The 12,493-nt window shown below is 74.2% G+C and carries 10 protein-coding genes and 1 pseudogene; 5 read left to right on the top strand and 6 right to left on the bottom strand.

Going from position 1 to position 12,493, the window contains the following annotated elements; all coding sequences use genetic code 11:
• Positions 1-29 precede the first annotated feature (29 nt).
• The gene (locus WA640_RS12715) at positions 30-659 is read left to right on the top strand and encodes a TetR/AcrR family transcriptional regulator (protein ID WP_335988039.1); all 630 of its coding nucleotides are present in this window, start codon (positions 30-32) and stop codon (positions 657-659) included.
• Between the two features lie 71 nt (positions 660-730).
• Positions 731-1,873 carry a serine hydrolase domain-containing protein gene (locus WA640_RS28835; protein ID WP_442904756.1) on the top strand — a complete coding sequence of 381 codons (1,143 nt, stop codon included), beginning with the start codon at positions 731-733 and terminating at the stop codon, positions 1,871-1,873.
• Between the two features lie 33 nt (positions 1,874-1,906).
• Here WA640_RS28835 and WA640_RS12710 read toward each other — a convergent pair.
• Positions 1,907-4,522: pseudogene (locus tag WA640_RS12710) on the bottom strand (AAA family ATPase); the annotation flags it as partial.
• A gap of 78 nt (positions 4,523-4,600) precedes the next feature.
• Here WA640_RS12710 and WA640_RS12705 point away from each other — a divergent pair.
• From WA640_RS12705 to WA640_RS12695, 3 genes are read left to right on the top strand one after another with little or no spacing between them, the layout of a single operon-like run.
• Positions 4,601-5,572 carry an ABC transporter ATP-binding protein gene (locus WA640_RS12705; protein ID WP_335988037.1) on the top strand — a complete coding sequence of 324 codons (972 nt, stop codon included), beginning with the start codon at positions 4,601-4,603 and terminating at the stop codon, positions 5,570-5,572.
• Positions 5,569-6,348 carry an ABC transporter permease gene (locus WA640_RS12700; RefSeq protein WP_335988036.1) on the top strand — a complete coding sequence of 260 codons (780 nt, stop codon included), beginning with the start codon at positions 5,569-5,571 and terminating at the stop codon, positions 6,346-6,348. The genes WA640_RS12705 and WA640_RS12700 overlap by 4 nt, the downstream gene beginning before the upstream one ends.
• Positions 6,345-7,136: an ABC transporter permease gene (locus WA640_RS12695; RefSeq protein ID WP_335988035.1), complete on the top strand. Its 792-nt coding sequence runs from the start codon at positions 6,345-6,347 to the stop codon at positions 7,134-7,136. The genes WA640_RS12700 and WA640_RS12695 overlap by 4 nt, the downstream gene beginning before the upstream one ends.
• On the opposite strand, the gene WA640_RS12690 is transcribed toward WA640_RS12695, so the two are convergent.
• Genes WA640_RS12690 through WA640_RS12670 form a run of 5 tightly spaced genes read right to left on the bottom strand, consistent with a single transcriptional unit; the run spans position 7,133 to position 12,477 of the window.
• Positions 7,133-8,404, bottom strand: coding sequence for an MFS transporter (locus tag WA640_RS12690; protein WP_335988034.1), 1,272 nt, complete (start codon positions 8,402-8,404; stop codon positions 7,133-7,135). The genes WA640_RS12695 and WA640_RS12690 overlap by 4 nt on opposite strands.
• A complete protein-coding gene (locus WA640_RS12685) occupies positions 8,401-9,213 on the bottom strand; it encodes a transporter substrate-binding domain-containing protein (RefSeq protein ID WP_335988033.1) in 813 nt (270 codons plus the stop codon). Before WA640_RS12685 ends, WA640_RS12690 begins: the two co-directional genes overlap by 4 nt.
• Positions 9,210-10,565 (bottom strand): hypothetical protein, encoded by a 1,356-nt coding sequence (locus tag WA640_RS12680; RefSeq protein WP_335988032.1) that lies wholly within the window; start codon positions 10,563-10,565, stop codon positions 9,210-9,212. The genes WA640_RS12685 and WA640_RS12680 overlap by 4 nt, the downstream gene beginning before the upstream one ends.
• Positions 10,562-11,212: an FHA domain-containing protein gene (locus tag WA640_RS12675; protein WP_335988031.1), complete on the bottom strand. Its 651-nt coding sequence runs from the start codon at positions 11,210-11,212 to the stop codon at positions 10,562-10,564. The genes WA640_RS12680 and WA640_RS12675 overlap by 4 nt, the downstream gene beginning before the upstream one ends.
• Complete coding sequence (locus WA640_RS12670; RefSeq protein ID WP_335988030.1) at positions 11,209-12,477, bottom strand: vWA domain-containing protein; 1,269 nt, start codon at positions 12,475-12,477, stop codon at positions 11,209-11,211. Before WA640_RS12670 ends, WA640_RS12675 begins: the two co-directional genes overlap by 4 nt.
• Between the last annotated feature and the right edge of the window lie 16 nt (positions 12,478-12,493).

The following is a 12,493-nucleotide window of genomic DNA, read 5'->3' as shown; positions in this document are numbered from 1 at the left end:
CGATAACCATACAACGGTATGATTATCGGGTGCCGAGGACCGCCGACCACGATCTCCGCCGCGCCCAGATGGCTGCGGCGGTCCACCGACTCATCGCCCACGACGGCCTCGACGCGGCCACGATGTCGGCCGTCGCCCGCGAGGCCGGGTTCTCGGTCGGCCTGGTGCAGCACTACTTCGCCTCCAAGGACGAGCTGCTCCTATTCGCCTACGAGCGCCTCACCGCCGACCTCCTCGCCCGCGTCGCCGCCCGCACCGCCGACGGCGAGGCCGCGGGCCGCTCCATCCGCGCGATCATGCTCGACTGCCTGTGCGAGCTCCTCCCCCTCGACCCCGCCCGCCACGGCGAGCACCGCGTCTCCCGCGCCTTCCAGGCCCGCGCCATGGACGTCCCGACCGCCGCAGAGGTCGCCGTCGCCACCGCCGGGGTCCTCAGAGGCCGTGTCGCCCAAGGCATCGAGAACGGCAAGGAGTGCGGCGAGACGGAGGCGGCCACCGACGCCGAGCTGGCCGCGGTCGAGCTGACGGCCCTCGTGGACGGCCTCGCCGACCTCGTCTACCGCGAACCCGCCCGCGCCGCCGCGGCAGGAGCGGTCCTCGCCGACCGCCTCACCGCGATCCTCCCGGGCCGCTGCCGCCACTACGACCAGCCGCAGTAGTGCAGGCGTTACCGCGAACGGGCCAGTGCACGGGATCGATCGGAGGCGTTCGGGCCCATAGCGTTGCAGGGATGACGACGATGATCTCCGCCGCGGCCCTGGCGCTCGGCCTCGCGTTCGCTCCCGCCGTTCCCGTTGAGCGGGAGCTCGATCCCGAGGCGCTCGGAGCGGCGCTCGACGAGTTCATGCGGCTGGGCGACCAGTCGGCGGTCGTGGAGGTCCGCGACGGCGACGAGGTGTGGGCCGAAGCGGAGGGGCCGCGAAGTTTCAAGCCGTGGGCCGACGATGTGGAGGCCGGTGACCGCATCCGGATCGGCAGCGTCACGAAGTCGATGACGGCCGCGGTCCTGCTGCAGCTCGACGGGGAGGGCGCGATCGACCTCGACGATCCGCTCGACGCGTACCTGCCCGGCCTGCTCCCCTACGGCGACCAGCCCACGGTCCGGGAGCTGATGCAGCATCAGGGCCGTGTCCCGGACTTCCTGCCGCACCTGTACGCGTCGGTGTTCGAGAACGGCGACATGACCGACTTCTACGCGAACTACCGCACCTACTACAGCCCCGAGGAACTCGTGGCGATCGGCGTCCAGGACCCGCGGCCGACCGGCTTCTCCTACTCCAACACCGGGTACACGGCCCTCGGGATGCTCGTCGAGGAGGTCACCGGGAACCCGCTCGGCGAGGAGCTGGCCGCGCGCGTCTTCGCGCCCGCCGGGCTGGCCGACACGTATTTCGCCGACCCGCACGGCTCGGGCATCCGCGGCCCGCACCCCGTGCCCTACCTGAGCACCGGCGATCCCGCGCATTCCTACGTCGACACGTCGAAGCTGTCGAGCAGCCAGCTGTGGGCGGGCGGCGGCGTCGTCTCGACCATCGGCGACCTCAACGACTTCTACGACGCGCTGGTCGACGGGACGCTCCTCACCCCGGCGCAGCTCGCCGAGGCCACCGACTTCCAGGAGACGGGCAAGAGCTTCGACTACGGCCTGGGCCTGTTCAGGATCACCCTCGAATGCGACGGCGGCCCTGAAGTGTTCTTCGGCCACGACGGCGACAGCCTCGGCCACGAGACCCAGTCCTTCCACTCCCTCGACGGCGACCGCCAGATCTCCATGGCCTGGAACGCCATCGACCGCCACGGCTACCACGACGGAGACGCCCTCGAAGCCGCCGCGGACGAGCTGATCCGGATCGCCCTCTGCCCCGACGCGTAAGGCGCGCTTGAGATGCCGGGCGACGAGCTCGGTGCGGCTGGCCGTGCCGGTCTTCGCGAGCAGGCGGGACATGTGGACCTCGACGGTGCGCTGGGAGATGCCGAGGGCCGCCGCGATCCGGCGGTTCGAGTCGCCGCGCGCGGCGGCGGCGAGGACCTGGGTCTCGCGCGCCGTCAGCACTGGTTCGTCCTCTAGGGACGACAGGAGGGCTTCGGCGGCGTCGCGCGCATGGCCGGGCCAGCGTTCCAGGAGGGCGACGGCTTCGCGCGCGTGGGCGATCGCGGTGTCGCGGTCGCGGCCGGCTGCGGCGGCGAGCCGGTGGGCGATGCTCGCCCACGCGGGCAGGGGGTTCGCGGCCGCGGCGTCGGCGAGCGCGAGGACGCCGTCCCGGTCGCCCGAAGCGGCGCGGGCGGTCATCCAGAACAGGGCCGCGTCCGGGTTCGCGGCCGGGCCGGGGACCGCTCCGAGGCAGTCGGTCAGGAACCGCTGCGCCGCTTCGAATCCGATCGCGGGGAGCGCGAGTCGGGCGGCCTCGATGACGCGGGTCTCGCGGCGGCGGTGCAGCTCCGGCGGGACCGCGTCGCGGTAGGCGCGCAAGGCCGCCTCGATCTCGGGGCGGCGGCCGCGGTGCGCGGCCAGGGCCAGCGCCAGCCAGTGCGGGTAGGTGACGACCCAGCCCTGGTCCATGCCGGAGACGAGGTCGAGGCTCTCGCGGCAGAGGCGTTCGGCCGCTTCGAGGTCGCCGCGTTCGACGGCGAGGAGCCCGGCCTTCGCCGCGAGGACGGCGCGCTCGTGCGGGTCGGACTCCTCGCGGGCGCGGGCGCTGAGGAGGTCCCAGGCGCGGCCGAGATCGCCGAAGGCCATCGCCGCGTCGGCGCCGACGCGCGTGATCTTCCCGCCCCAGGAGGCCATGCCGAGGTCCCCGACGGCGGCCACGGCGCGGTCGTACAGCCGCCATGCCTGGGCCTCGGGCAGGTCCGCGAGGTGCACGGCGAGCAGGTTGTTGACGGCGCGGCTGAGCTTGCGCAGGTCTCCCGCGGCCTCGGCCTCGCGCCACACGTCGGTGAGGAGGCGGACGGCGGCTTCGGTGTCGCCCAGGTAGTACAGGGCGGTGGCGCGGCTGATGGCGGCCGAGCGGCGCTGCACGTCGAGGCCGTGCTCGGCGAAGAGCGGTTCGGCGGCGTCGCAGAGCGCGGGGATCGGCTCGTACTGCTCGGAGCGGACGTACGCCATGGCGCGGCCGGTGGCGCAGCGGGCCTGCTCGACGCTCCCGGGGGCCGCGAGCGCCTCGGCCGCTTCGAGGCTGCGCCACTGGTCCTGGACGCGTCCTTGGTGCCAGTCCACTTCGGCGAGGTGGAGGTGGGCGATGCAGCGCGCAGCGTCGTCGCCAGCGGCGGCGATCCTGGCGAAGTGGGCGCGGGCGGCGTCGTAGTCGCCCGCGAGGAGGGCTGCGCGGGCGGCGGTGGCGCGCAGGCCCTCGTGGCCGGGGGCGAGGTCGAGGGCGTCTTCGGCGGTGCGCTGCGCGGACTCGGTGTGCCAGTCGGCGAGCTGCCTCGCGGCGGTGCGGTCGGCGGCGGCGACGGCGAGGTCCGTGTCGCCGGCGGCGCGGGCGTGGACGGCCACCGCGGGATCGTCGCCGCGGGCGAGCGCGGCGTCGAGTGCCGCTTTGTGGACGGCGGCGGCTTCGGCGGGGAGCGCGGTGGCGGCGAAGGCCTCGCGCATGAGGGCGTGGGGGAAGCGCAGTGCGTCACCGTCGTGGAGGAGGACGCCCGCGGCGGTGAGCTGCGGGAGGGCGCGGTCGAGGAGGTCGGCGCCGAGGACGGCGGCGGCGACGCCGGTCCGGGTCTGCTCGCCGAGGAGAGCGAGGCCGCGGGCGAGCCGCCAGGCGTGCTCGTCAGCTCCGGCGAGGCGGGCGCGCACGAGCGAGGCGAGGCGTCCGGGGAGCGGCGCGGCGGCGGCCCCGGCCGCGGCGAGCTCCTTGACCCAGAACGGGTTCCCGCCGGTGCGGCGGTGGACGGCGCGGGCGTGCCGCGCGTTGCGGCCGAGGAGGGCGCCGGTCTCGGCGACCGTGAAGGGCCGCAGCGCGATCGTGTCCGCGGTGCGGGCGGCGTCGAGGCGGGCGAGGGTGCGGGCGGCCGCTGCGGGGTGGCGGGCCTCCTCGGGCGGGCGGGACGCGGCGACGAGGAGGACGGGGAGGTCCCAGGCGGCGGCGAGTTCGGCCCACAGGGCGAGGCTCTCGGGGTCGAGCCAGTGGAGGTCGTCGGCGGCCAGGAGCGCGGGGCCGTCGCCGACGAGGCGGCGGAGGGTGCGCACGGCGCCGCGCAGGAGCGCGCCGTCGGGGAGCGGCGCGGGAGCCTCGGCGGGTTCCTGGCGCAGGGCCCGCCACAGGCGGGGGTCGGTGCCGCCGGGGGGTTCGGTCTCGGCGGTGGCGGCGGCGAACCAGTCGTGGGGTGCGGCGGCGTCGGCGCGAGCGGTGCCGACGAGGAGGAGCGGCGGGGCGAGGGCGGCGGCTTCGCGCAGGAGCCGGGTCTTGCCGATGCCCGCTTCGCCGATGAGGGTGACGGCGGCGGGGCCGTCGCCTGCGGTGACCGAGTCCCAGGCCGCGGCGATGCGCGCGAACTCGGCGTCGCGGGCGATGAGCGGGGACATGGGGCCAAGGCTAGCGGGGCGGGCGCGTACGTGGAAACACGTATTGCACCGGCCCGGTGCGGAGGCGACGCTGTTGCCATGAGCATCACTGGAATCGAGGCCCCGGCGGTCGAGGTGCGGGGCCTGGTCCGCGACTTCGCCGTGAAGGGCGGCCCGCCGCGGCGGGCCCTGGACGACTTCGATCTGGCCGTCGCGCCCGGGGAGGTCCACGGGCTGCTGGGCCCGAACGGGGCGGGCAAGACGACGCTGTGCAAGATCCTCTCCACGGTGCTCCTGCCGACGGCGGGGACGGCGCGGGTGCAGGGCCTCGACGTGGTCGCCGACGCCAAGCGGGTGCGTCCGCTCCTAGGGATCGTGTTCGGCGGCGAGCGGGGCCTGTACGCGCGGATGACGGCGGCGCAGAACCTGCGGTTCTGGGCGGCGCTGTACGGGCACGGCCGCCGCGAGGGGCGGCGACGCGCAGCGGAGCTGCTGGAGCGGGTGGGCCTGGGTCCGCGCGCCGACGAGGCGGTCGAGACGTTCTCGCGGGGCATGAAGCAGCGGCTGCACCTGGCGCGGGGGCTCGTCGGGGACCCGCGGGTGCTGCTGCTGGACGAGCCGACGGTGGGCATGGACCCGGTGTCGGCGCACGAGTTCCGGGACCTGGTGAAGGACCTGCGGGCCGAGGGCCGCGCGGTGCTGCTGACGACGCACGACATGGCCGAGGCCGAGGCGCTGTGCGACCGGGTGTCGTTCATCGACGGCGGGCGGCTGCTGCGGTGCGAGGACCCGCGGGTCCTCGGGGAGCTCCTTTCTCGGCACGAGCGGGTCCGCGCCTCGGGCGTCCCCGAGGCGCTGGCGGCGCGGCTCGCGGCGCTGCCGGGGGTGGAGCGGGTGCGGGCGACCGGGCCGGGCGCGGTCCTGGTCGAAACCGACCGCGGCGGGGCGGCGCTGCCGGTGCTGCGCACGCTCGTGGAGGCGGGCGTGACCGACGTGTCGACCGCGCCGCCGAGCCTCGAAGAGGTGTACCTGCACCTCATCGGGGACCGCGGGATGGCGGTGCGGCCGTGAGGGGCTCCTCCCCCGCGTTCTGGGCGGCGGCCCGGTTCCAGCTCGGCGAGTTCCGGCGCGACCTCGGAACGCTCCTGATGCTTGTCACCGCGCCGTTCTTCGCGGTGATCCTGCTGTCGGTCACCGAGCACGGCGGCCGGGCCGACCTCGCGCCGTACGCGATCCTCGCGCCCGCCGTGATGGCCTCGATCGGCATGGCGGTCATGGAGGCGGGCGAGACGATCTTCCGCGACCGCACCGCCGGGGTCCTGGAGGCGGTCCTGACGACTCCCGCGCCGCTGGCGACGGTGCTCCTGGGGCGGATCGCGGCGATCACCGCGGTGAGCCTGGCCGGGATCGCCGAGTGCTGGCTGGTCGGCGCGGTCGGGTTCGGCGTGGTCGTGCACGTGGCCCACCCGCTGGTGTTCGCGCTGACGCTGGCCGCGACGGCGGCGGGGATCGCGGCGACCGGGGTGCTCATGGCCGCGGTGTTCGTCGTCGGGCGGAACGTGCGGAGCTTCCAGAACTCGCTGACGTTCCCGCTGTACCTGCTCGGCGGCGCGATGGTCCCGGTGGCACTGCTGCCGTCCGGGGTCGAGGCCCTCTCGCGCGTGTTCTTCCTGTCGTGGGCCACGGACCTGCTCCGCGACAGCCTCGCGCCGGAGCCGGTGGCCGCGTTCTGGCCGCGCCTGGCCGCGGTGCTCGGCCTGGCGGCCGCGACGTTCGCCGCCGGGTCCTGGCTCTCGCACCGCCTCGTGCGGCGCGTCCGGCGCAACGGGACGGTGGGGTTCGCGTGAACGCGATCGCGGTACTGCGGCAGACGATGTGGTCCGGGTGGACGGATCTGCGGAGCGTCTACACGCCGACGACGTGGGCGTTCGGGTGGATGGTGCGGGTGCTGTGCCAGGTGGTGTTCTACTCGACGCTCGGCGCGCTCCTGGGCGATGCCGAGCGGACCCGGTTCCTGCTGGTGGGCGCGGCGGTCTTCATCGCCGTGAACGAGACGATGATGGCGTCGGCGTCGACGACCTGGGAGCGGTTCAGCGGCACGCTGTCGCTCCTGGCGGCGGCCCCGGCGGGCATGGTCGTGGTGCTCGCGGCGCGCAGCTGGTTCTGGGTCGCGTCCGGGACGCTCTCCTCCTCGATCGCGCTCCTCGCGCTGGCCCCCTTCTTCGGTCTGCGCCTGGGCCTCGGCGACTCGCTCGCGGCCGTGGCCCTGATCCTGCTGACGGCCCTGACGAACTACGCGGTCGGCCTGTGCTGCGGGAGCCTGTCGCTGCGGTTCCACCGGCTGCGGAACGTCTTCTCGAACATCACTCTCCTGACGATGACCGCAGTCTGCGGCGTCATGGTCCCGGCGTCCTTCTGGCCCGCTGGCCTCCAATGGTTCGCCGCGGCCTTCCCCGCCTCCCACGCCCTGGAAGCGGTCCGCCTCGCCATAGCCGACGCCCCCGCCGCTGCGGTCCTGGCAGAAGCAGCCCTCGCCGCCGGAACATCCGCAGTCTGGCTCGCCCTCGCGGCCACCGCCCTCGGGTGGTTCCAGACCGACGCGAGACGAACCGGCTCGATCGACTTCGGCGACTAGCTTTCGGCGGGCGGCGGGGCCGTGGCGAGGCCGTACAAGGTGACGGCGAGGGCGAGGGTCGCGTAGAGGGAGATCGTCAGGGTGGTGCCGGTGGCGTCGAAGAGGAGGAGCGCGATGATCGGGGCGAGCGCGCCGCCCGCGACGCCCGCGAGCTGGTAGCCGAGGGAGGTGCCGGAGTAGCGGACTCGCGTGGGGAACAGCTCGGCGATGAACGCCGCCTGCGGGCCGTACATCGCGGCGTGGGCGGCGAGCGCCACGGCGACGGCGGTCATGACGAGCCAGGTCGAGCCGGTGTCGAGCAGCGGGAAGAACGCCCAGGCCCAGGCCATGGAGGCGACCGCACCCGCGGCGGCGATGCCCCTGCGGCCCAGGCGGTCCGAGAGGCGGCCGAACCAAGGCACGAGCGCGAGCTGCACGGTCGAGCCGGCGACGACCGCGGTCAAGCCGACCCAGGAGGGCAGGCCGACCCGGTCGTCGAGGTGGGTCAGCAGGTAGAGCGTGAAGATGTAGAACGCGACGTCGACGCCGACGCGGGCGCAGAACGACGCGGCCAGCGCGCGCCGGTGCCCGGCCCAGACCTCCCGGAGCGGGTTGCCGCCCGTGGCCGGGAGTCCGGCGAACATGGGCGACTCGGCGACGTTGCCGCGGATCCACAGGCCCACCAGGGCGAGCGCCGCGGAGATGAGGAACGGGAGCCGCCAGCCCCAGGTCGCGAACGCGGCCTCGTCGAGGACGGCGTTGCAGAGGGCGAGGACGCCGACGGCGGCGATGTTCCCCGCGGGGACGCCGAACTGGACCCACGCGGCGGCCAGGCCCCACCGGGAGCGGCCGGAGTGCTCGATGGACAGCAGGACCGCGCCGCCCCATTCGCCGCCGAGCGCCAGGCCCTGCGCGAAGCGGAGCAGGACCAGGATGACCGCGGCGGTGGTGCCGATGGAGGCGTGGGTGGGGAGGATGCCGATGAGGAAGGTGGACATGCCCATGAGCAGCAGGGTCACCGAGAGGACCTGGCGGCGGCCGTACCTGTCGCCGAGGTAGCCGAAGGCGATGGAGCCGACGGGGCGGGCGAGGAAGCCGACGCCGTAGGTGGCGAACGCGAGGAGCGTGCCGGTGGCGGGGTCGCTCCCGGGGAAGAACAGCGGCTTGAAGACGAGGACCGCGGCGGTGCCGTAGAGGAAGAAGTCGTACCAGGCGAGGGAGGTGCCGACGGCGCAGGCGGCGATGACCTGCCGCGGGGTGCGGGTGCGCGGGGCGGTGGCGGTGCTCATTCGCATCCTTCGAACTGCGGGATGGGCGGGTCGGCGACGTCGAGGCCTTCGGAGGCGAACCACTCCTGGAGGGTGCGGGCCATGGTGCCGTCGGTGTACATCTCGGTGATGGCGCGGTTGAGGGCCTCGCATCCGGCGGTGTCGCCGGAGCGCAGGCCGATGCCGATGCGCTCGTTGGAGAAGCGGATGTCGAGGATCTTCAGTCGGAGGTCGGAGCGGCTGAACTTGAGTCCGGCGAGGACGAACTCGTCGGTGGCGATGGCGTCGATGCCGCCTTCGGCGAGGATGTCGAGGCAGTCGGCGAAGGAGCGCACCTCATAGGTGTCCACCTGGACGCCGTGCTCGCCTTCGATGCGCAGGACGACGTTGGAGTACCTGGAGTCGCAGACGGTCTTGCCTTCGAGGTCCCCGAGGGTCGCGATCGAGTCGTCGTCCTCGCGGACCATGACGTTGAAGGACTCCAGGACGTAGGGCCCGGCGAAGTCGATCTCCTGCTTGCGGTCGGCGGTGATCGAGTAGGCGGCGACCACCATGTCCACCTTGCCGGCCTGGAGGAACGCCTCGCGGTCCTCGTTGGCGACGGGGACCCATCGGGGTTCGGCCCCGAGTTCCGCGGCGAGGTGCTCGGCGACGTCGATCTCGAAGCCGACGAGGTCGCCGTTCTCGTCGGGGGCGCCGAGGAGCGGGTAGTCGTCGGGGACGCCGATCCGGAGGACCTCCTTGTCGACGATGGACTCCGGGTCGTCGGCGGCGCAGGCGCCGGTCGCGAGGAGGGCGGCGGCGCACAGTGCGGCGGCGGTGCGTCTCATCGGAACTCCCTGAGTCGGGGGGCGAGGCCGCTGAAGGTGAGGACTATCAGCGAGACCATGGCGGCGGGCAGGAGGAACGCGAAGTCGGCGATGGCGTCCTCGCCGTCGCCGATCGCGTCGTCGAAGGTGTCGAGGCGCGCCTCGACGAGGGCCGCGAGGTCCCCTTCGTATTCGGCGAGCGCGTCCGTGACGGCGCGGAGCCGCTCGGCGGGGGTCGCGGCGGTGTCGGCGCGCATGGCGGCGTCGGCGTCGATGAGGGAGGCGTAGGACGCGAGGGCGGCGTCGCCCGCGGTCCCGCGGTCGAGCCCGGCGGCGATGAGGCCCTGGTCGGAGCCGCCGCCGAGGCCGGTCCGGTAGTCGGCGAGGTTCCCGGCCCCGTCGATGTAGAGCAGCTGCTGGGCCTTGTCGAGGAAGGTCTGCTCGTAGACGTCGACGCGGGCGGGGTCGAGGAGGTATCGGACCTGGTCGGCGTGGAGGCTGGTCGAGATCGCTTCGGCGCGTTTGAGGGACATGGTCGTGTCGAAGCCGTCCCTCTTCGCCTCGTCGAGGGCGTCGCGTTCGGCGCCGAGGACGACGAGCCCGGTGAACAGGTAGAGGGCGGCGACGGCGGTGGTGACCAGGAGGGAGGGGTTGAGGAGGCGGCGGAACGCGCGGGCGAGGTGGAGTTGCAGCCACACGAGGGCCGCGAGCGCGGCGGCCCCGGTCGCGGCGACGGCGGCGAGCCCGAAGCCGATCGCGGACTGCGCGCCGTCGTGGGACTCGCGGACGATGGTGCCGTTCTCCAGGGTGAGGTTGTAGGCCTGCGGGAGGATCCAGCCCTGCATGAGGTCGGCGGCGGCCCGGTAGGCGGCGAGGACGTCCTCGGGGACCTGGCCGGCGGGGTAGTCGGCGAGGTCGGCGAGGAGGAGCGCCTCGGCCGCGAGCTGCTCGTACTGCCCGTAGTAGCCCATGATGGACTCGATGGTGTCGCGCTGGGTCTGCGCGGCCCCGGCGAGGCGGTGGGCTTCGAGGAGGGACTTCGCGATGTCGCCGCGCAGGGCGGCGTATTCGCGGAGGGCGGCCTCGGTCTCGACGGGGGCGTCGGCGCCGAGGAGGAGCACGGTCGCCACTTTGGTGTCGGCGTCGCTGAGCGCGACGTAGAGGTCGACGGTGGCGACGACCTGGCGGCCGGACTCGTGGCCGATGACGTCGAGGGCGCCGCGGGCGGCGGTGACGGCGACCGCGAGGGAGGCGAACATGGCGGCGAGGGCGGCGACCGCGACGGCGGCGCGCACCCACAGGGAGCGGGCCCCGGCGGCGCCGCGGGCGAGTCCGAGGCGGCCGAGGGCGGCCTCGTCGGGGGCGGCGTTCACGGGCGGCTTCCTTCGGTGGGCTTGCGGCGCAGCCGGATCGCGGTCCAGAAGCCGAGGTTGACGGTCTCGTCGGGGCCGATGGCGCGCGGTGCGCCGGGTTCGAGGCGGGTCCCGGCGACGTAGGTGCCGTTCTTGGAGTCGAGGTCGGTGACGGTCCAGTCGTCGCCGTCGCGCTGGAGGACCGCGTGGAGGCGGGAGACGCCGAGGTCGGCGGCGGGCCGCTCGGCGAGGTTCACGGGCGGGAGGGGCCGGGGCGGGTTCCTGAGGTCGTGGACGCGGCCGATCTCGGTGGCGGCCCCGTCGAGCCTGACGGTCCGCTCGGGGGCGTAGCCGGGGAACGGGGGCCGCTCGTCGCCGCCGGTGGCCCGGGTCTCGTCGTAGTAGGCGCGGTCGACGGAGACGACGGCTTCGAAGTCGGCGACCGCGACGGGCGGGGCGAGCGGTTCGGGCCCGGTGGACTGCCTCGCGCCGCAGTGGGGGCAGTACGCGAAGCCGCCGGGCTGGGCCTTCCCGCAGGCGGGGCAGCGGGCGGGCGGGGCGGCGGCGGGCAGTCGCGGCAGGCCCACCTCGTCCGACATCGGCATGTCGCATTCGCTGCACGCGTCGGGGTCGGTGGAGCGGTGCCCGTTGGGGCAGGCGTACGTCATGCCGCGTCCCCCTTGCGGCCCGTGACGAGCGAGCTGGGTTCGGTGTCGAACCGCTGGGTCGCGGTGGCGATCTCGTCGGCGCGGCCGCGGCGGAGCGTGACGCTCCTGGTGACCGGGTCGATGTCGGCGATCCTTGCGAGCGTGTCCTTCATGCCTTCGAAGCCGCCGTCGTCGGCCTTCTCCCAGGCGCGCGCGACCGCGTGCGTGGCGGTGTCGTAGTCGCCCGCGCGCACGGCGGCGAGGATGCGGCCGATCTCCTCGCTCAGTTCGAGCTGCCCGGTGAGGGCCGCGACCTTCGGGTCGATCGCGAGGAACAGGGACTGGTTCTCGGTCCAGACCGCGTCGAACTCCGCCTCCGCGGCGGTCTCCCCGCCGACGCGCAGTTCGATCTGGCCGCTGCGCCGCAGGCCGGTGCGGGTCTCGGGGAGCCGCAGACCCAGGATGTACTCGCGCTCCTCGGCGCCCCACGCGGCGAGCGGGAACGCCCAGCTGCGGTCGGACAGGGCCCGCATGCCGGGCACGAGGTCGACGACGGGCCCCATCTGGTCCATCGAGGCGAGCTGGGTGCCCTTGGGACCGTAGACGATCAGCTCCACGTCGTCGGTGGCCTTGGACATGGCCCGCGCGGAGATCTCCGCGAAGTACGCGGGCAGCTCGTCGAGGCGCTCGCAGAACTTGAACCGGCCCTGGAAGCGCTCGGCGATGGCGGCGAGCTGCGCGGGGCTCCAGTCGAGGCCGATGCCGACCGAGTCGCACCCGAACTTCCCGCGGCAGTATTCGAGGTCGCGGTGGAAGCTCTCCGGATTCTGGGTGACGAGGCCGTCGGTGAGGAGCAGGACGTGCCCGATCGCGCCGGGCCGGGTGGCGAGGAGGTCGGCGGCGGCGCGCAGCCACACGCCGGTCTCGGTGGAACTGCCGGACCGCATGGTGGCGATGGCCGCGGTCGCGGCGCGTCGCGTGGCGGGGTCGGCGCGGGCGAGCGTCCCGTCGCGCGGGTACTGGGGCACGGCCTCGTACCCGCCCGCGACGACCGCGAACAGCGCGCCGTCGCGGACGACGTCGAGCGCGGCCTTCGCGGCGCGCTTGGCCTCGCGCAGCTTCGCGCCGGTCATCGACCCGGACCGGTCGATGACGATGACCTCGGCGACGTCGCCCGCCGGGCCCGCGCCGGTCCGGCTCGTCACGGTGAGCGCGGCCGTCAGCGCGGTCTTTCCGGGCTCCATCCAGCGGTTGTGGCCGACGCTGAGCGTGAATTCGGGGTCCATCGGTCCTCCTGCGGGG

Origin of the sequence: Glycomyces sp. MUSA5-2, from assembly GCF_037034145.1 — a bacterium.
Classification (GTDB): Bacteria; Actinomycetota; Actinomycetes; order Mycobacteriales; family Micromonosporaceae; genus Glycomyces; species Glycomyces artemisiae.
Note: the sequence above shows the minus strand (reverse complement) of the source record. Positions and strands in the feature narration are given on the sequence as shown.